The organism is Streptomyces longisporoflavus (assembly GCF_014649775.1).
Classification (GTDB): domain Bacteria; phylum Actinomycetota; class Actinomycetes; order Streptomycetales; family Streptomycetaceae; genus Streptomyces; species Streptomyces longisporoflavus.
This window is the reverse complement of record NZ_BMTR01000001.1, coordinates 145,021-163,619: the sequence shown is the minus strand read 5'-3', so window position 1 is coordinate 163,619 and position 18,599 is coordinate 145,021. Positions and strand designations below refer to the sequence as shown.

The 18,599-nt window shown below is 71.2% G+C and carries 16 protein-coding genes; 10 read left to right on the top strand and 6 right to left on the bottom strand.

Annotation, left to right across the window (positions count from 1 at the left end):
• Window positions 1–500: 500 nt before the first annotated feature.
• From IE226_RS00815 to IE226_RS00795, 5 genes are read left to right on the top strand one after another with little or no spacing between them, the layout of a single operon-like run.
• The gene (locus tag IE226_RS00815; RefSeq protein WP_190078952.1) at window positions 501–1,706 is read left to right on the top strand and encodes an ATP-grasp domain-containing protein; all 1,206 of its coding nucleotides are present in this window, start codon (window positions 501–503) and stop codon (window positions 1,704–1,706) included.
• Window positions 1,703–3,574, top strand: a complete 1,872-nt coding sequence (locus IE226_RS00810) for an IucA/IucC family protein (protein ID WP_190078951.1) — start codon at window positions 1,703–1,705, stop codon at window positions 3,572–3,574. The genes IE226_RS00815 and IE226_RS00810 overlap by 4 nt, the downstream gene beginning before the upstream one ends.
• Window positions 3,571–3,783 (top strand): hypothetical protein, encoded by a 213-nt coding sequence (locus IE226_RS00805; protein ID WP_190078950.1) that lies wholly within the window; start codon window positions 3,571–3,573, stop codon window positions 3,781–3,783. Before IE226_RS00810 ends, IE226_RS00805 begins: the two co-directional genes overlap by 4 nt.
• Window positions 3,783–5,663, top strand: coding sequence for an IucA/IucC family protein (locus IE226_RS00800; protein ID WP_190078949.1), 1,881 nt, complete (start codon window positions 3,783–3,785; stop codon window positions 5,661–5,663). Before IE226_RS00805 ends, IE226_RS00800 begins: the two co-directional genes overlap by 1 nt.
• A complete protein-coding gene (locus tag IE226_RS00795) occupies window positions 5,660–6,871 on the top strand; it encodes a type III PLP-dependent enzyme (RefSeq protein ID WP_190078948.1) in 1,212 nt (403 codons plus the stop codon). Before IE226_RS00800 ends, IE226_RS00795 begins: the two co-directional genes overlap by 4 nt.
• Before the next feature lie 16 nt (window positions 6,872–6,887).
• Here the strand turns inward: IE226_RS00795 and IE226_RS00790 are convergent, their stop codons facing one another.
• The gene (locus IE226_RS00790; protein WP_190078947.1) at window positions 6,888–7,406 is read right to left on the bottom strand and encodes a DUF2269 family protein; all 519 of its coding nucleotides are present in this window, start codon (window positions 7,404–7,406) and stop codon (window positions 6,888–6,890) included.
• A 270-nt stretch (window positions 7,407–7,676) separates the two neighbouring features.
• Between IE226_RS00790 and IE226_RS00785 the strand changes: the two genes are divergently transcribed.
• Window positions 7,677–8,615 (top strand): GlxA family transcriptional regulator, encoded by a 939-nt coding sequence (locus IE226_RS00785; RefSeq protein WP_190078946.1) that lies wholly within the window; start codon window positions 7,677–7,679, stop codon window positions 8,613–8,615.
• A gap of 54 nt (window positions 8,616–8,669) precedes the next feature.
• Here the strand turns inward: IE226_RS00785 and IE226_RS00780 are convergent, their stop codons facing one another.
• Entirely contained in the window at window positions 8,670–9,398 is a 729-nt protein-coding gene (locus IE226_RS00780) for a class I SAM-dependent methyltransferase (protein WP_190078945.1), read from the bottom strand.
• Between the two features lie 369 nt (window positions 9,399–9,767).
• On the opposite strand from IE226_RS00780, the gene IE226_RS00775 reads away from it, so the two are divergent.
• Complete coding sequence (locus IE226_RS00775; RefSeq protein WP_190078944.1) at window positions 9,768–10,595, top strand: hypothetical protein; 828 nt, start codon at window positions 9,768–9,770, stop codon at window positions 10,593–10,595.
• 107 nt (window positions 10,596–10,702) lie between these two features.
• Here the strand turns inward: IE226_RS00775 and IE226_RS00770 are convergent, their stop codons facing one another.
• Window positions 10,703–11,386 carry an alpha/beta fold hydrolase gene (locus tag IE226_RS00770; RefSeq protein WP_190078943.1) on the bottom strand — a complete coding sequence of 228 codons (684 nt, stop codon included), beginning with the start codon at window positions 11,384–11,386 and terminating at the stop codon, window positions 10,703–10,705.
• A 118-nt stretch (window positions 11,387–11,504) separates the two neighbouring features.
• On the opposite strand from IE226_RS00770, the gene IE226_RS00765 reads away from it, so the two are divergent.
• From IE226_RS00765 to IE226_RS00755, 3 genes are all read left to right on the top strand, one after another.
• Window positions 11,505–13,952, top strand: a complete 2,448-nt coding sequence (locus IE226_RS00765; RefSeq protein ID WP_190078942.1) for a polysaccharide lyase 8 family protein — start codon at window positions 11,505–11,507, stop codon at window positions 13,950–13,952.
• Window positions 13,953–14,298: 346 nt separating this feature from the next.
• Window positions 14,299–14,688, top strand: a complete 390-nt coding sequence (locus IE226_RS00760; RefSeq protein WP_190079524.1) for a subtilase-type protease inhibitor — start codon at window positions 14,299–14,301, stop codon at window positions 14,686–14,688.
• 123 nt (window positions 14,689–14,811) lie between these two features.
• On the top strand, window positions 14,812–15,336 hold the full coding sequence (locus tag IE226_RS00755; RefSeq protein WP_190078941.1) for a GNAT family N-acetyltransferase: 525 nt from the start codon (window positions 14,812–14,814) through the stop codon (window positions 15,334–15,336).
• A 10-nt stretch (window positions 15,337–15,346) separates the two neighbouring features.
• On the opposite strand, the gene IE226_RS00750 is transcribed toward IE226_RS00755, so the two are convergent.
• The 3 genes from IE226_RS00750 to IE226_RS00740 form a co-directional block, all read right to left on the bottom strand.
• Window positions 15,347–16,579, bottom strand: coding sequence for an epoxide hydrolase family protein (locus IE226_RS00750; RefSeq protein ID WP_190078940.1), 1,233 nt, complete (start codon window positions 16,577–16,579; stop codon window positions 15,347–15,349).
• 22 nt (window positions 16,580–16,601) lie between these two features.
• Entirely contained in the window at window positions 16,602–17,477 is an 876-nt protein-coding gene (locus IE226_RS00745) for a TauD/TfdA dioxygenase family protein (protein WP_373306860.1), read from the bottom strand.
• Between the two features lie 256 nt (window positions 17,478–17,733).
• Complete coding sequence (locus IE226_RS00740) at window positions 17,734–18,582, bottom strand: SAM-dependent methyltransferase (protein WP_229870290.1); 849 nt, start codon at window positions 18,580–18,582, stop codon at window positions 17,734–17,736.
• Window positions 18,583–18,599: the final 17 nt, after the last annotated feature.

Below are 18,599 nucleotides of genomic sequence, written 5' to 3'. Positions count from 1 at the left end.
ACTCGTAACTCCTTGGAAGGCAGGGCCATAGATCGTTCACCGGCGGAACCGTCCACCGGGAACTAGGTAAGGCTTACCTTATTTCTCTTCAATGTGCCGCATCGGGAACGGCGCGTCGCGCGCCGAGTTGTCGCGGGTCACCCCGCCCTCACGGCGAGTTGACATCGTTAGGCATACCTAACCTAAACTCTCACCCCGTGTCCAAGATCGCTCGGGCCGTCCCGCCAGACAGCCTCTTCACGCGGCGGACCCCTCTCTGTGCCCTGCATCCGACGCGGCCGATCGAGCGCGTCCGACCCCGCCAGGACCCGGCAGAAGGACGCCCCGTCCAGCCGCGGAACACGTCCTCGCGGACGTGGTCATGGCGAGCTACGCCGAACCGCCGGCGAAGCGGGCGCTCCTCCGCGTGCCTGCTCCGGGCGAGTCCCTCCTGAGCCCCGCCCCCTCCCGCTCCCTCCTCCACACATCCACCTCCGCTCGCACCCGGAAGTGAACGCGCCATGCGGCTGTACGTCCTTGCCCGCAACCCCACCGATTCGGTCACCGAAGGTTTCCTGCCCGCCGCGGGCAGACTCGGCCTCGACGTCACCCTCCTCACCGACCAGCCCGAGGCCCACCGGCGCGCCACCGCCCCGGAGGATCTGGACAGCCCGGAGATCCTTGAGTGCGACGTGCGCGACTTCCGTGCCGTCATCAGCCGGATCTCCGCACACCACGCCCCCGACGCGGTCTTCACCAACAGCGACCATCTGCAGACCCAAGCCGCGCTGGCGGCCGAGTACTTCGGCCTGCCGGGCAAGGACTGGCGGGTGGCACTGCGCACCAAGGACAAAGCGCAGATGCGGCGCCATCTCGCGGCTTCCGGCGCGGACGCGGTCTGGTCGGCGGAACTCCCCGCGGGCCGGGACCCGTCCGCACTCAGCACCCTCGACGTGCCGTTCCCCTGCGTCGTCAAACCGCGCGAGGGCGTGGCGAGCGAGGACGTGGTCCTCGTCGAAAACCCCGGGGAGCTGGAGCGGCGGTGCGCGGAGATACAGGCACGGAGGCCGGGAGCGGCACTGCTCGTCGAGGAGTATCTCGCCGGGGAGTTGTGCACCCTGGAGACCATCGGCGACGGCCGCGTCCGACATGTCCTGGGCGGCTTCCGTACGCAGGTGTCACCGCCGCCGTACTTCATCGAGGAGCGGATGACGTTCGTCCCGGCACACCCGGAACCGGTGACGGCACAAGTCCTCGCGCAACTGAACGCGCTGGGCGTGGGGTTCGGCGCCTGTCACACGGAGTTCGTGGTGGCAGAGGGGCGAGCGCGGCTCATCGAGGTCAACTACCGGGCCATCGGTGACCAGTGCGACCTGCTCCTCGCCCAACTCCTGGACATACCGCTTTTCGAGCACATCCTGCGTACGCATCTGGGTCAGCCGCTCCCCGCGGATCTGGGGGCACGGACGGACGGCCGGGCACGGCTCGACTATCCGTGCGCTCAGAGCGCCGGAACGCTGACGGCCGCGCCGCCCGCGTCCGACGAGACGCTGGGCGGCGTGCGATTGACGTACCGTCCGCTGCGCGAGATCGGCGAGCGGCACGAAGTGCACGGGACCAACCGCGACTTCCTCGGCGTCGTGCGCGCCACCGGCACCGAGCAGGCGGCGGTGGACCGGGCCGTGTCCGACTTCATCGACGCGCACCACTGGGAGATCACACCGTGACAGCCCTCGCGGACCGGGCCACTCCCCCTGCGGCCGGCGTCGAGGGCGAGCTCCTGTTACGCGTGCTCAGTGCACTCCTGCGCGAGGACGTGGTGGGGTGGCGCACCCGGAGCAGTGTGCTGCGGCGGACGGACGGCCTGTGGCTGAGACTCCCGGTCACGAACGCTGGTCCGCTGCCCGTGACCGACGCCGACCCGCTGCCGGAATCCGCCGTGCCCCAGAGGGCGCCGCAGTCCGACGCCCTGCTCATGCCCGTCCGCGCGGACGGCTACCAGGGGACGTACGCCGCCAGGCTCCCCCTGCTGCGGAGGGAGTCGGACGGGATGGTGCTCGCCGACTCGGGGAGCATCCTTTCCGCCCTGCGTGACCTCGCCGACCCCGTGGACCGAGGCGGTTTCGACGCGTTCGCAGCCGAATGCGGAGAGGCGCTCGATGCCATGCGGCTGCACGCCCGGACGAGGAGCGAGACGGACTCGCTGCTCACCGAGCGGTTCGGCGGCGATCCCGCCGGCTGGGCCGGGCTCGCGGGCGGGCTCGCGCACGACACGCTCGCCGCGCGCACGGACCACCCCGTGTATCCGACCTCGCGCGGCCGATCCGGACTGTCCGCCGCCCAACTACACGCTTACGCCCCCGAGTTCCACCCCACCTTCGCGCTCCGGCAGCTCGCCCTCCCCCGCGACGCGGTGACCGTGGGCGGCGGCGAAAGCACCGGCAGCCGCGCCTGGCTGTCCCCCGGCGCGGCCGGCGTGCCCGAGCTCCAGGACAGCCATCTCCTGCTCCCCGTACACCCGTTGACCGCGGCCGGACCCCTCCGGGACGCGCTGCGGGAAGCGGGTCTCGACGGGCAGGCCCGGCTCATCGAGGGGCCCGGTCCCGCTGTCGTACCGACCTTGTCGATGCGTACCGTCGCCCTCTCCTCCCGCCCCGCGGACCACCTCAAGCTGCCCCTCGCCACCGCCACACTGGGGATGCGCAATCGCCGTACCATCAAGCCCGGCACCCTCGTCGACGGTGCCGCGGGCCAGCGTCTCGTCGAAGCCGTCATCGCCCGTGAGGCCCGCTTCGAAGGCGTCGTCCTGCACGCGGACGAGACCCGTTTCGCCCACGCCGGACATGAACTCCTCGCCGTGCTCCTGCGCCGCTACCCCACCGGCCTCGACAGCTGCGCGGTCGTACCGATGGCCGCCCTGCTGTGCCCGGCGCCCGGCAGCGACCGGCTGGTGATCGACCGCCTCGCAGAACGCTTCTACGGCGGCGACCCCCTCGCCCTCCTGGACGCCGTGCTCACCCTGCTCTTCGACTGGCAGACCACCCTCTTCGCCTACGGGATCGCCCTGGAGTCGCACCAGCAGAACATCTCGCTGGTCCTCGACACACCCGCGGGCGGGGATGCGGATGGCCGGACCCGGCTGCGGCTGCTGTTCAAGGACAACGACGGGCCGCGCATCCATCTCGCCCGACTGCGCGACGTCATGGGCCGGCAAGCACCGGACCGTGCAGAGTTCGACGATGCGAGGATCTTCGTCGACGGTGACCGGCCCGTGCTCGATCTCTTCACCACCATCACCCTCCACCTCTGCGCGGGCTCTTACGCCTTCGGGCTCGCCCGGTACGGCCGCGCCCCGCTCCCGCTGCTGCTCCGACTCGTGCGCGACCGGCTCTCCGAGGCCGTCGAACGGCTCGGCACGGGTCCCGGCGAGCCGGGCGCGCTCCTGCGGGCGCACGTCCTGGCCGCCCCGGAGCTGCCGGTCAAAGCGATGGTCACCGCGGGCACCCTGCTGTCCAAGGAGCGCTCCGGGGCCGCAGACATCAACAAGCACTACACCACGGGCCCCAACTACCTGCGGTGGGCGGGGGGTTCATGAGCAATCTCCTACCGAAGTCCACGATCTCCACCACTGCCGCCACCCCGTTCACCTGCCCGAGCGTGCTGGTCGCGGAACGAATACCCGGCGACTTGCCGGTCGTGGCGGACTCCCGCCCCGTGCGGGGGACCGCCGCCGGGTCCGGTCCGGTCACCGCCGCTCTTCCCGCCTTGTTCCGCCGCTCGCCCCGCATCCGCTGGAGCCGTTGATGTCCCTGCCGACCGGCACGTTCGCCGTCCCGTACGCCTTGCCCGCCCAGTCCGCTCCCCTCATCGCGGAAAACACCGACGCGGGCGCTCCCGTCGCCGGCGCCGCGCCCACCCGACTGCCGAGCGCCGACCATGCGGTGACACACACCCTCCTCAACTGCCTGCTGCGCGAGGTATCGGGACCCGAGCACCAGACCGCCGTCGTCGACGGCGATCTCCTGCTCCGCCTGCCGCGCCGCGGGGTTCTGCTGCGCGTCGCGCTGCGCCGTACGTCGCTCCTCGGCGCCCATCGCTTCACCGGCCCGGTGTCCGAGCAGCGGGACGGCCGCTGGGTCGAGGTGGACTGGCCGCGCCTGGCCGAGTACACACACGCCGAGCTCTCGCTGCGCACGGGCGTGAGCAACGAGGAGTTCCTGGAGCAGGTCGCCTCCAGCCATGAGGGCGTCAGCGCCGCGCTCGCCGCCGCCGATCGGGCGCCTTCGTCGGCGCCGGCCATGGGAGCGACCCCCGGTACTCGTTCGGCCCCTGCCGGGGAGGCTGCCCCGGTGTGGCTCGCGGACTACCTCGCGTCCGAGCAGTCCCTGCTCTTCGGCCACCGCTTCCACCCCACCCCCAAGGCCCGCGGCGGCGACCTCGCCGACTGGACCGCGTACGCCCCCGAGACGGCCGCCGCCTTCCCGCTGCGCCACCTCGCCGTACGGGACCACCTCGTCGCCGAGGAGACGGCGCGGCCGGGCGCCACGGCCCCGCTCGACCGCCTCGGGAGCGTGCCGCACGGCTACCGCCTCCTTCCCGTGCACCCCTGGCAGTACGACCTGCTGCGCAGGCATCCGGGGTTGTGTGCGGCCCTGGACCGCGCGGACGTCATCGATCTGGGGCCCGGCGGATCCCCCTTCGCGGCCACCGCCTCCGTGCGCACCCTCTACGACGGCGACACCTTCCTGAAGTTCAGCCTGAACGTCCGCATCACCAACTGCCTTCGCAAGAACGCCAGTTACGAGCTGTCGGGAGCCGTCGCGCTCACCCGCGTACTCGAAGGCGCCCTGGCCGACCTGGCCGCCCGCCACCCGGGCAGCGCCGTGCTCCGCGAGCCCGCCTACCGCAGCCTGGCCCTGCCGGGAGCCGACGGCCGACCCGACCTCGCCCTCCTGGAAGGCTTCGGCGTCATCGTCCGCGAGGGCCTGGCCGGACGGCTCCCGCCCGGCACGACACCGCTGCTCGCCGCGGCCGTCGCGGACGAGTACCCGACGGGCCCCGGACACATCTCACGCCTCCTCAAGGGCGCGGGTCCGCAGCGGGCCCTCCGGTGGTGGCGCACCTATCTGCGGCTCCTGCTGCCGCCGGTGCTCGCCGCGTACTTCGACCACGGCCTGGTGCTCGAACCGCATCTGCAGAACGTACTCATCTGCGTCGACGGCGACGGCATGCCGGCCCGGGTGCTCTTCCGTGACCTGGAGGGCACCAAGCTCGTCCCCGAACGCCACGCCAAGACCCTGGCCGCGCTCCCGCCCGAGGTCGCGGGGCCGCTGACGTACGACGCGCAGCGCGGCTGGGACCGCGTCGTGTACTGCCTCCTCGTCAATCACGTCGCCGAGCTGCTCGCCGCCCTCGCCGATCTCCACCCGCACAACGAGCACGCCCTGTGGTCCGAGGTCCGGGACACCGTACGGGAGTTCGCCGGCACGCACGGCAGCCCGCCACGTCTCAGCGCCCTGCTCGCGGGAGTGCCGCTGCCCGCGAAGGCCAACCTGCTCACCCGCTGGGAGCGCAAGGCCGACCGGGACGCGGGCTACGTCCGTATCACCTCGCCCTTTCCGCTCGCCGAGCACGTACGGGACCCGGGTCGCCGTACCGAAGCACCTTGGAGCGCCGCCGGATGACCGCCCCCACTGCCGCCGTACGTGACCGCGCCCTCGGTCTGGCCCCGCAGGAGCTGCCCGCCTACCTGTACGACCTCGCGGCGCTGGACGCGCATGCCACCGCCGTGCGGGCCGCGCTGCCCCCGCAGGTAGAGCTCTACTACGCCGCCAAGGCCAATCCGGAGCCCGAGATCCTTGCCGCGCTCGCTCCGCACGTGGAGGGCTACGAGGTCTCGTCGGGCGGCGAACTCGCCCATGTGGCCAAGGCGGTGCCCGAGCACCCGCTGGCCTTCGGCGGGCCCGGCAAGACGCCGGACGAGATCACGGCCGCCCTTGAGCTCGGCGTGGCACGCTTTCACGTCGAGAGCGCCTACGAGCTGCGGATGCTGGCCGCGATCGCCGCCCGCGTCGCGCCGCACACACACGTGGGCGTACTGCTCCGGTTCAATCTCGGCCTCGACGGCGCCTCCCTCGACGCCCTTGAGGGCAGTTCCCTCACGATGGGCGGGCGGCCCACGCCCTTCGGCCTCGATCCCGCCGAGGCCGACACCGTGGTCGCGGCGTTCTCGGACGGCAGCCTCCCGCAGCTCCGTCTGCTTGGCGTGCACGCCCATTTGGCCAGCGGCCTCGACGCGCCCCGGCAGCTCGCCGTGGCCGAGACCATCGTGACCTGGTCACAGGCGCTCGCACGGCGGCACGGCATCCGGCTCGCGGAGGTGAACGTCGGCGGCGGGATGAGCGCGGACTACACCGACCCCGGTGCGCTCTTCGACTGGGCCCGGTACGGCGAGGGCCTCGCCCGCCTCTGCGCGGCGCACCCCGGACTGACGCTCCGCGTCGAGCCGGGCCGGGCGCTGAGCGCGTACTGCGGCTGGTACGCCACCGAGGTTCTTGACGTGAAGCAGAGCCACGGCGAGGAGTTCGCCGTGGTGCGCGGCGGCACCCACCACCTGCGCACCCCCGCGGCCAAGGGCCATGACCAGCCCTGCACCGTGCTCCCGGCGCGCGACCCGTGGCCGCATCCCTGGCCGCGGTCCGAGGCCCGGCAGGACCGGGTGACGTTCGCGGGGCAGTTGTGCACCCCGAAGGACGTCCTGGCCCGGCGGGTGCCAGCGGCGGGGCTGCGGGCCGGGGACCGGGTGGTGTTCGCTATGGCGGGTGCGTACGCGTGGAACATCTCGCACCACGACTTCCTCATGCACCCGAGGCCGGGCTTCCACTTCCTCTGACCCTGACTCCCTCTGATCAAGCCCCGGTCGTGGAGCCGGGCCTGATGATCATGAGGACGGTGACGGTGACCCAGAGTAGGTTGAAGATGCCGGTGTACATGGCAAGTTGCGCACCGGTGTGTTCTCCCACGGCCACCGCGCCCGCCCCGCCACCCTGTTGACCGCCGGTGTCACCCGTGCCGCCCTCACCCTCCCCGGACACCGCTGCGAGCGCCGCCTCCTGGCGCGGCAGGACAAGGACGATGAGCACCACTGCCGCGGCCATCGTGATGATGATCGAGGCGATCAGCCAGGCGCTGCCGAGCACGCCCAGGCTGCCGGCGGTCACGAACCCGGTGACGGGGACGGCGACGCCGACGAACGCGTACACGGAGCAGATGCGCTGCAGCAGCCGCAGCGAGGCGACGGCCGCCCCGTCCCGCGGATCGGCCTGTGCCCGGCGCAGGGCCGGGGGGAACATGCTGGCGGCGACGGTGACCGGGCCGACGGCGAGAATGGCGGCCAGCACGTGGAGCGTCAGGAAGAACTTGGTCACGGCAGGGGTCCTCGGACATTCGGAGAACGGATTCTCGGAGGGAACGGTTTCCCGCAGGGACGGCGGAGATCCGGCGGCTCCCGGCAGGGACCCGACCGCCGACATTAGCCAGCGCCCACAGCCATCGACCAGTGGCAATAGTGACAGGCTTCGCACAAATACCGCCATCGCCCCGCTCCGCAGCTCACGGGCTCAGACGACGCCGTAATCACCGCTGGCTGCGCTTGGCGGGCGCTTGGCGGGAACGCGCCTCTGTCGTACGTTGCCGCCATGCATACTGTGGCCGTCCTGGCGCTGGACACCGTCATCCCCTTCGACCTGTCCACGCCCATCGAGGTCTTCGGCCGCACCCGGCTGCCCGGCGGACGGCCCGGCTACCGGGTGCGTGTCTGCGCCGCCGCGCCGCAGACGGACGCGGGTCCGTTCACGATCCAGGCACCGTGGGGCCTCGAAGGGCTCGCGGACGCGGACACGATCATCGTGCCCGGCATCTCCGACGTCACCAGGGCGGTCCCCGAGGCGGTGCTCGACGCGCTGCGGGAGGCGGCGGCAGACGGCACCCGGATCGCGTCCATCTGCGTGGGCACCTTCACGCTGGCGGCGGCCGGCCTCCTGTCCGGGCTGCGCGCCACCACGCACTGGCTGGCCGCGGACAGGCTCGCCGAGTGCTATCCCGACATCGACGTCGATCCGGACGTCCTCTACGTCGACAACGGGCAGATCCTGACGTCCGCCGGGGCCGCCGCCGGACTCGACCTGTGTCTGCATCTGATCCGCCGCGACTACGGCTCCGCCGTCGCCGCGGACGCCGCCCGTCTCTCGGTCATGCCCCTGGAACGCGAGGGCGGCCAGGCCCAGTTCATCGTCGCCGAGGCACCGCCCACGCCCCGGGGATCCGAACTCGAACCGCTGCTGCTCTGGCTGGAGGAGAACGCCAAGCGGGAGCTCACCCTGGAGGACATCGCCGGTCAGGCGGGCATGAGCACCCGCACCCTGCTGCGCCGCTTCCGGGAACAGACGGGCAGCACACCGCTGCAATGGCTGCACCGCACGCGGATCCGGCAAGCCCAGCATCTGCTCGAAACGACGGGGCACTCCGTCGAGCGCATCGCCGTCCAGGTCGGCTTCGGCTCACCCACCGCGTTCCGCGACCGCTTCAAGCGCGTCGCCGGCGTCAGCCCGCAGGCCTACCGCAAGGCGTTCCAGTGACTCGCGGGACGCCGAGAGGGATTGCGCCGGCCTGGACGCCGCCCGCCACGCCGCTCAGACCTTGCGCGCCTCGACCAGGCACCAGTTGGGGCTGCCGTCGGCCCTGCGACCGAACTCCTCCAGCGGGCGAAGCCGCGTAGTGAACCCGACCCGACGCAGGTCGCGCAGCACACCCCGCAGCGGGAAGGTCCGGTAGTACATGACGAACGAGGGGCGCCACAGCAGATTCCGCACGCGCATCACCCCGTCGAAGCCGAGCAGCGCCCAGTACAGCGGCGACGTCATGGGCTGCGGCGCCCCCACGGGGAAGGCGAAGACCCCGCCGGGCCGCAGCGCCCTGTGGACCTCCGCGAACAGCCGTGGCCGCTCGGCGGGCAGGAAATGCCCGAACGCACCGAAGCTCACCGCCAGGTCGAAGGAGTCCGCGAACGGCAGCGCGCGGGCGTCGGCCCGCACCCACTCCACCGCGGGCCCGCCCTCCCGCGGCCCGACGGAATCCCGCGCCCGCGCCAGCATCCCGGCGCTGAAGTCGACTCCGGTGACCCGCTGCCGGCACAGCGGCAGCAGCGTCTCGACGCCCGCGCCGGTGCCGCAGCAGACATCGAGACCCGCGTCGAAGGGCCCGAGGCCGCGCAGCCCGTCCGCGACGGCGTGCAGGATCCGGTCGGGCGTACGGAAGGGGGTGTGGTCGAACTTCGGGGCCAGCAGGTCATAGCCGTCCTCGACGGAGGAGAGAGCCTGCACGGCCAGCTCGCGGAGCGTGGGTCCCTGGGAGGTGAACACCGTGCCCACCCTAGTCAGCGGAGGGGACGGCAGAGACTCGACCGCGGGCAAACCAGGGCATACCTTGATATTGAGTGGCAACTCGGGAGAGCGGACCGGGCCCCGACCACGGCTGCGGCATGCGGCTGCCGACGCGGTATGGGCCTGATCCCAGCCGTTCGGGCCTGAACCAGCATCGGAGGTGACGTCGGCCGGCAGCGGATCACCGGGCTTCGACCAGCGCGCAAACGTAACGGGCCGGGGCGGTTTCACGGACCTCCGAGCGCCGCGGTGGCCGGTAACCGCCAGGAGGTCTACCGGGTTGAGCCAGGGGTCGGATAGACGTATCGCGGCCACAGACCCCACCACTCAGCACGAGGAGGCATGCCCATGAACGGTGCCCGCACCGCCACCGCGGCAGGCAAGACCCGGTTCGACGACATCTACGACAGGCCCGACCCCCGCGCCTACTTCCGCACGCTGGCCCCCCTGCAGTACGAGATACCGCAGCAGGCTCAGAACGTCTTCCGGCACACGCTCGCCCAGCGGTCCGAGGTGCGCGGTACCCGCCTCCCCGTCACGGTCCTCGACCTCTGCTGCTCCTACGGGATCAACGCGGCGCTGCTCAACCACGACCTCACGCTCGCGGACCTGTACGCGCACTACACCAGTGCCGAGACCGCCGCCCTCACCCGCGGTGAACTCATCGAGGCCGACAAGGAGTTCTACGCCTCGCGGCGGCGGACGGACGCGGTCCCGGTCATCGGTCTCGACACGGCCGGCAACGCCACCAGCTACGCCCTGGAGGTGGGGTTGCTCGACGAGGCCTATGCCGAGAACCTCGAGCGGCACCCGCCCAGCGACGAGCTGTGCCGTGCCGTGGGGCGCGTCGGCCTGATCACGGTCACCGGCGGCATCGGCTACATCACGCACCGCACCTTCGAGGCGCTCCTCGACGCGACGCGCGTCCCGGTGTGGGTGAGCGCGTTCGTCCTGCGCACGGTGCCCTTCCAGCAGATCCTCGCCGTCCTCGACGCCCACGGCCTCGCCACCGAGACCGATCCCGAACGGACCTACCCGCAGCGGCTGTTCACCGACCCCGTCGAACAGGCGGGCGCCGTGGCGCAAGTACTCAAAGCCGGTGAGGACCCCGCCGGCCTGGAGGCCGAGGGCCGCTATTACACCCGCCTCCACCTGTCACGGCCCCGCCCGGCGTAGCGTCCGGCACACGTGGTGCGGGGCGCGGTCGGACCGCGCCCCGCACAGCCGGCGAGGGAAGCGGCGCAGCTTGTGACGGAAGCGGCTCAGCCGGCGAGGCAAGCACCTCAGCTGGTGAAGAACGCGCTGACCTGCTCCGCGAACTGTTGCGGGCTTCCCTCGTGCACCGAGTGCCCGACCGGGATCGTGATCACCCTGGAGTCGGGGATCTCCGCGGCCATGTCCGGGATGCGCCCCTGCGGCATGCTGCTGTCCGGGCCGCCCGCCACGATCAGGGTGGGCGCGACGATTTCGCCGAGCCGCTCGGCCCACTCCGGGTCGGGCCCGAAGATCTGGGCGCGGATCGCCGGAGAGACGGGCCAGTCGAAGTCGATGGCCTCCTCGGGGCGCGGGGCCTCGACCCAGTCGCGCGGATAGGGCGGCGGCGTCTCCTCCAGGACGAGCCGCTCCACGCGGTCGGGGTGCTCCTGCGCGAGGAGGTACGCCACGACCCCGCCCATGGAGTGGCCGATGACGCCGACGCGGTCCAGGCCGAGCTCGTCGAGGAAGCCGAGCACGTCGTCCCGCATCAGTTCGACCGAGTACTCATCGGGCCAGTCGCTCTCCCCGTGCCCGCGCAGATCAAGCGCGTACACCCGCCACTCCTCGCCGAGCAGCCGCCCGACCTGCTCCCAGCTCTCCGAGGAACCGCCGAGCCCGTGCAGCAGCACGACAGGCGCTCCGTACGAGTCGCCCCAGGTCCGATAGGCCAGGCGTACGTCGCCCACATCCACCACTGCGTGATCGCTCATGCCCCTGACGCTACAGCGCGTCGTCCGAACCATTGAGCAGTGGCCCGGCCCCGTGCTAGAAAGCGCTTGCTCTCGCGCCCGCCCCCCTCCCCCTCCTCCCTCCTCCATCGGAGACCCCATGCACGCTCCTTGGTCCCGCCGTGCCTTCCTGCTGACCACCGGCGGCTCCGCGCTCGCCCTCTCCTCGTCAGGGCTGCTGCCCGCCGAGGAGGCGACAGCGGCGGCCGACGAGTACGCGGCGCTGCGTGCCAAGTGGCGCACCCTGATACTCGGCGAGGGCTTCTCCCCCACGGCCGAGCCGTTCAAGAGCCGCCTCGCCGAACTCGGCGCCACCGCACGGGAGTTGCTCGACACCATGGCTCCCGCCCCGGGTTCCCTGTGGCCGGACATCTCCTACGCCGACCCCGACCCGGACACCGACCAGGAGTCGTACGGCTACTCGGCGAACGTCGTGACCGGCTACAGCAGGCTCAGCACCATGGCCCGCGCCTACTGCCAGCAGGGCACCGGCCTGACCGGCGACGCGGACCTCACGTCCGGCATCCTCACCGGCCTCGACCACCTCTACACGCAGGTCTACAACGAGGACCAGGCACGTTTCGGCAACTGGTACAGCTGGCAGATAGGCGCCCCGCAGCAACTCCTCGACATCTGCGTGCTGATGTACGACCACCTGTCGTCGACCCGGGTGGCCGACTACTGCAGGGCCGTGGACCACTTCGTGCCGGACTCGGCGGTGGGCAGCTACACCGGTACGAGCACCGGCGCGAACCGAGTGGACCTGTGCCGCGTTCTCGCGCTGCGCGGGGTCGTCGGCGGTTCCGCCGCGAAGATCGCCCTCGCCTCGGGCGCCCTCTCCCCCGTCTTCCCGTACGTGACGTCCGGCGACGGCCTCTACACCGACGGCTCGTTCATCCAGCACACCACCGTGCCCTACACGGGCTCGTACGGGTCGGTGCTGCTCGGCGGGCTCGGCATGCTCTTCGCCCTTCTTCGCGACTCCGCCTGGGAGGTCACGGACGCCAAGAAGCAGATCGTCTTCGACGCCGTGGAGAAGGCGTGGGCGCCGTTCATCTACAACGGCCTGGTCATGGACGGCGTGGCGGGGCGGGCCATCAGCCGCGGCCTCCCCGCGTCGTCAGCGTCCGACGCTGCCAAGACCCGGGCCGACGACCACCGGCGCGGGCATCCCATCATGTCCGCCGTCGTACTGCTCGGCCAGGGTGCGAGCGCGGCCGAGAACGCGCGCTGGCGCGGCCTGGTCAAGGGCTGGATACGGCGCGACTACTACAGCCCGCCGCTCGGCGACTCCTCGCTCGACCTGACGGGCCTGGCCCGGCTGCAGGACGTGGCGGACGACGCCTCGGTGAGCGCGGTCGCCGAGCCCACCGGCCACCGCCTCTTTCCCGACATGGCCCGCGCCACGCACCGGCGCCCCGGCTGGGCCGCTTCGATCAGCATGGCCGATTCCCGCATCACGTACTACGAGACGGGCAACGGCGAGAATCTGCGCGGCTGGCAGACCGGCTCCGGAATGCTCTACTGGTGGGGAGACACCTACGCCAACGGGCAGTACAGCGACGCCTTCTGGCCCACCGTCGACCCGTACCGGCTGCCCGGCATCACGGCCTCGCGCAAGACGCTGGCGGACGCGGCGGGCGGCGACTGGGGCGCGTCGATGCCGGACGTGAAGTGGGTGGGCGGCGCGAGCGACGGCCAACGGGCCTCTGTCGGGCAGTACTTGAAGGGCTTGCAGAGCACCCTGCGGGCCAAGAAGTCCTGGTTCTGCCTGGACGACGCGATTGTCTGCCTGGGAGCGGGCATCGTCTGCACGGACGGCGCGGCGGTCGAGACGACCGTCGAGAACCGCAACCTCGGCCCCGCGGGCACCACCTCCTTCCAGGTGGACGGCGCCGCCAAGCCGACCACCACCCCCTGGACGGCGACCCTCGCCGGCGCCAAGTGGGCGCACATCGGGGGCCACGGCGGTTACGTCTTTCCCGGCGGCGCAACGGTGAAGGCGCTGCGCGAGGAGCGCACCGGCCGATGGAGCGACATCAACAAGGGCGGCGCCACGACCCCGATCGCCCGCAAGTACCTCACGATGTACGTCGATCACGGCACCGCCCCGACGAACGGGACGTACGCCTACGCCCTGATGCCGGGGGCGAGCGCGGCGCAGACGGCGGCACGCTCGGCGGACACCGGATGGCTCCAGGTCCTGGCCAACTCCGACGCTCAGCAGGGGATTTCCGTACCCTCGCTCGGCTTCACCGGCGTCAACTTCTGGTTCGGCGGCACGGTGGGCAAGGTCACCGCGAGCGCGCCCTGCTCGGCGCTGATCAGCGAGAAGGGCGACGGCACCGCGGTCATCTGCGTCAGCGATCCGATGCGCGCGCAGACCTCCCTGACTCTCACCTGGCAGCGCGCCGTGTCCGCGGTCACGGCCAGGCCGGCCACGCTCACGTCGGCGGTCACGGGCACGTCCCTGAAGCTGACCTTCGGGGATCTGAGCGGCACGAGGGGTGCCGGTCAGCGGATCATCGTCAAGCTGGGCAGCTCTTAGCACCGATGCTTTCCGGTCGACCCTGAATTCCGGTAGAAAACCAAAACAACTGTCTTCGCAGGTCAGCCGGTTGTTCTGGCTTGCACCACCGCCTCCGGTCCACATGCTGGACGTACGGACACCCCTGTCCACCCACCCTCTTCGCCCACTCTGAGCTGCCCGAACATCACATAAGTGACCGCTCAGCGGACACAAGCATCCGGAAATCGACCATGCATTTGGTGCTCACTCTCCGCACCGGCAAGACTCCCGTCCGCAACCAGCAAAACACCCGCATCAAAGGAGAGTTGACGTGCGTTTCTTCCTCAAGACGGTGGGCGCCACCGCTGTCGCGGCCGCCTGCGTGATGTCCGGAAGCGCCGGCACGGCGCAGGCCCAGCCGAAGGCCGCCGCGGCAAGCCTCTACGCGCCCTCGTCGCTGGTCCTCGCCGTCGGCCAGGGCGAAGAGGCGGACACCGCGATCATGGAGCGCGCCGTGACCCTGACCTGCGCCCCCAAGGCCGCCGGCACCCACCCCGCCGCGTCCGCGGCCTGCGCCGAACTCCGCGCCACCAACGGCGAGTTCGGCAATCTGGTCGGTGCGACGCCCGGCATGATCTGCACGAAGGAATGGAAGCCCGTCGTGGTCTCCGTCGACGGCGTCTGGCAGGGCAAGCGCGTCGCGTGGTCCACGACCTTCGCCAACAGCTGCGAGATGCGGGCGAGCCTGACCGGGGGCGCGGCCTTCGCGTTCTGATCCCGCCCGCCGCAGCGGCATCCGCGACCGCGCCCCGGACGACGCCCCGAGCGACGTCCGGGGCGCGGTCCGGCCGCTGACACCCGTCGCCGGAACGTGCCGGTCACCCGGCTACCCTGACGCATGCCCAAGGCCCACGCCCGCGAGATCAGCACCGCCCGCCTCGACCTCGTACCTCTTCAGGTCGAGCACGCCGACGAGATGGCCGATGTGCTCTCCGATCCCGCCCTGCATGCCTTTATCGGCGGATCGCCCGATGATCCGCAGGCTCTGCGCGCCCGTTATCGGCGGATGACCGCCGGAGCGCCCGATCCGGCGGTCTCCTGGTGCAACTGGGTGCTGCGGCTGCGTGACGAGGGGTGTCTGGCGGGGACAGTGCAGGCCACCGTCGGGCCCGGCAGGGACGGGGCGCTCGTCGCGGAGATCGCCTGGGTGGTGGGGACTCCCTGGCAGGGGCGGGGCATCGCGGTGGAGGCGGCACGTGGCCTTGTCGAGTGGCTGGCGCGGCAGCCTGACGTGCGCGGTGTCATCGCGCACGTCCACCCGGACCACCGGGCCTCGGCCGCCGTCGCCGCCGCCGCGGGGCTCGCCCCCACGGACGAGTGGCAGGACGGCGAGGTCAAGTGGCAGCGGAACTTCGCGAGTTGAGTTCGGCGCCTCAGCGTCGGCCGCGGAACGTGCGGCGCAGGTCGTCCACCCAGGCGTCGGGGATCTCCCACGGGATGAAGTGCCCGCCGTTCTCGTGCGCGGTGAGGTTGACGTGCCGGTACCACTCGGCACGGTCGCCGGCGAGCCAGCTCTGGACGCGCTGTTCGGTGGTGGTGACACCGGGCGGGTTCTCGTGGCCGACGAAGGTGATGCCGGTGGGGGCCTCGATGACCGGCAGGCGGTCGTGCGAGGGCGTCCAGGGGTAGCGGTTGTTGTTGGCGTAGTAGCGCACCGATGTCCCGATGGCGTTGTTCACCCAGAAGATCATGGCGTGGGTGAGGAGATCGTCCTTGGAGAAGACGCTCTCGATGTCGCCGCGGTTGTCGCTCCACTTGTCCCAGCGCTCCAGGATCCAGGCGAGCAGCCCGACCGGCGAGTCGCTGAGTCCGTAGGAGAGCGTGCTGGGGCCGAGTACGTGCACGGCCAGGTGGGCGGCGAACCGCCGTTCCAGGGACAGGAACTGGCGGTGCTCGGACTCGGAGAGGCCCTCGGGGATCGGCCGGCCGCCGCTGAGGTCCCACCCCCGGTCGCCGTTGAAGAGGGTGAGCTTGAGGCCGGAGCCGATGTGGATGCCGTGCAGTTCACCGGCGTACTTGTGGCCGAGCTGACCGGTGACCAAAGCTCCGACGTCACACCCGCCTGCGGCGTACTTCTCGTGGCCGAGAGTCTCGGTCATCAGGGTGTGCCAGAGGTCGGCGACCTTCCAGAAGTTCATGTCGGGGTGGTCGGGCAGCGGCGTGGAGAAGCCGAAGCCGGGGAGGGACGGCACGATGACGTCGAACGCGTCGGCCGGGTCGCCGCCGTACGCGGCGGGGTCGGCGAGCCGGTCGACGACCTTGGACCAGTGCCAGAAGGTCCAGGGCCAGCCGTGCGTGAGGATGAGCGGGGTGGGGGCGGGGCCGACGCCGGGCCTGCGCATGAAGTGCACGGGCACGCCGTCGACCGTCACCCTGTAGTGCTCATGAGCGTTGATCGCCGCTTCGGCTTTGCGCCAGTCGTAGTGGTGCAGCCAGTACTCGGCCAGCTCCTGGAGGTAGCCGCGGCGGACGCCGTAGTACCCGTCGTCGTTGCCCACGTCGTCGGGCCACCTCGTCAGCCGCAGCCGCGCCCTGAGGTCGTCGAGCACCGCGTCGGGGACGTGGATCGGCTCGGGAGTCAACGGGAAACGCGCTGCGGCTGACATGGGGTTCCTTCCGCGGAAAGGGTCAGTACGGGCGGTCGCCCGCGATCGCGACTCGTTCGGCCACGCGACGGTGCGGGGCGTAGTCGTCGACCGCGTAGTGCTGGGTGGAGCGGTTGTCCCAGAAGGCGACGTCACCCGCCTGCCAGTGGAACCGCACCTGGTACTCCGGGACCTGTGCCTGGCGCACCAGGTAGCTCAGCAGCCGGTCGCTCTCGGACCGTTCCATGCCCACGATGTGCGTGGTGAAGGAGGTGTTCACGAAGAGCATCTTGCGCCCGGTCTCGGGGTGCCTGCGCACGACGGGGTGGGTGACCGGCGGGAACTGCTCCTGGAGCGGGATCAGCTTCTCGGGGCCGTAGAAGCGCACGAAACCCGGGATGAAGTCGTGCACCGCTTCGGCCCCGTCGATGCGGGCCTTCACCTCGTCGGGGAGGTTGTCGTAGGCGGCCGCCATGTCCGCCCACATCGTGTCGCCGCCCACCGGCGGCACCTCGCGCAGTTGCAGGACGGCACCCAGCGCGGGGTTCTCGCGGAAGGTGACATCGGCGTGCCAGACGTTCTCGTACGTGGGGGTCGCGCTGCCGCCCTTGTCGAACCGCACGACGTCATCGGCCGAACCGCGCGCGAGAAGCGGATTGGTCTCCAGGTCGCCCCAGTTGAGGGCGAAGGCGCGCTGCTGCTCGGAGGTGATGTTCGCGCCCCGGAAGAAGAGCACCTTCCACTCCAGGAGGGCGCGGTTGAGCTCCTCGCGCAGCGCGGGGGTGAGCGGCTCGGCGAGGTCGACGCCGCGGATCTCGGCGCCGATGATGCGGCCCTGCGGGACGACGTCGATCAGTTCGTAGGGACGCTCTTCCCAGCCTTCGGGCACGCGGCGCAGGGTGCGGCGGCCCTCGTACATGCCGTCGGCGGGGACGCGGGCATCACGGAGCGCGGGAGCGGCCGCGGACGCGGGAGAGACGGCAGGGGTAATCACAGCCATGGTGATCCTTCGGTCATGAGTGAACGGGTGGCGTCACGGAGCGGGAACTCCGGACGGCTGCGGTCGGATTCCCGGGCAGCTAGCGACCCGATCGCTCGCACCCGCGGCGCCACGGGACCATGAAGGTCCTCACGACTGCGGTCAGGTGCTGGATCATGCACGCCATTGTGTATGGCTATGCCTTGCGGAGCAAACCCCCGTACTCGTAGATCCCCTTGTTCTGCTCGGTGGCTCCCAGATAGGGGGCCAGGTCCTCGTGGACGGGTGCGAGCGGCGGCTGGTCCGGGTCCGGCCGCCAGTCGACCAGATTCACCAGGCCGGGCTCGACGGGCTCCAGGCCGTCCAGGAGGGCGTCGAGCTCGGCCGGTATGCGTGTCTGCCAGGGCACTCCGCCGCCGGAGATGTGCGCGCTCATCGCTGCGCCGCGGGCCGGGTCGTCGGCGACGACCTGCGAAAGGCCGAGGTAGCTGCCGGGGGCCGCCCGGTCGATGATCGTGCGCAGTACGCGGCGGGGGTCGTCGGCGTCGGTCAGGTGGTGCACCACCGACAGGAAGAGCACCGCGACCGGCTCGTCGAAGTCGACGAGGCGGACCACCTCGGGGTGGCCGAGGATCGCGTCCTGTTCGCGCATGTCGCCGTGGATGACGGCGGTGGTGGAGTCGTCGGCGAGCAGCGCTTGGCCGTGTGCGAGGACGATCGGGTCGATGTCCACGTAGACGACACGGGTGTCCGGTGCGAAGCGCCGTGCGACCTGATGGACGTTCTCGTCGGTCGGCAGTCCGCAGCCCATGTCGATGAACTGGCGGATGCCCGCCTCGGTCAGATGGCGTACGACGCGGAACAGGAACTCGCGGTTCTGCCGGGCGATGTCGACGCACTCGGGGAAGTCGGGCAGCGTCCGCAGCAGGAACTCGCGGTCGACCTCGTAGTTGTCCTTGCCGCCGAGCATCCAGCCGTAGGCACGTGCCGACGTCGGCACGTCGAAGGGGATGGACGATCTCCCGGACACGTCTTCTGCGGCCACAGCGCGTTCTCCACCTC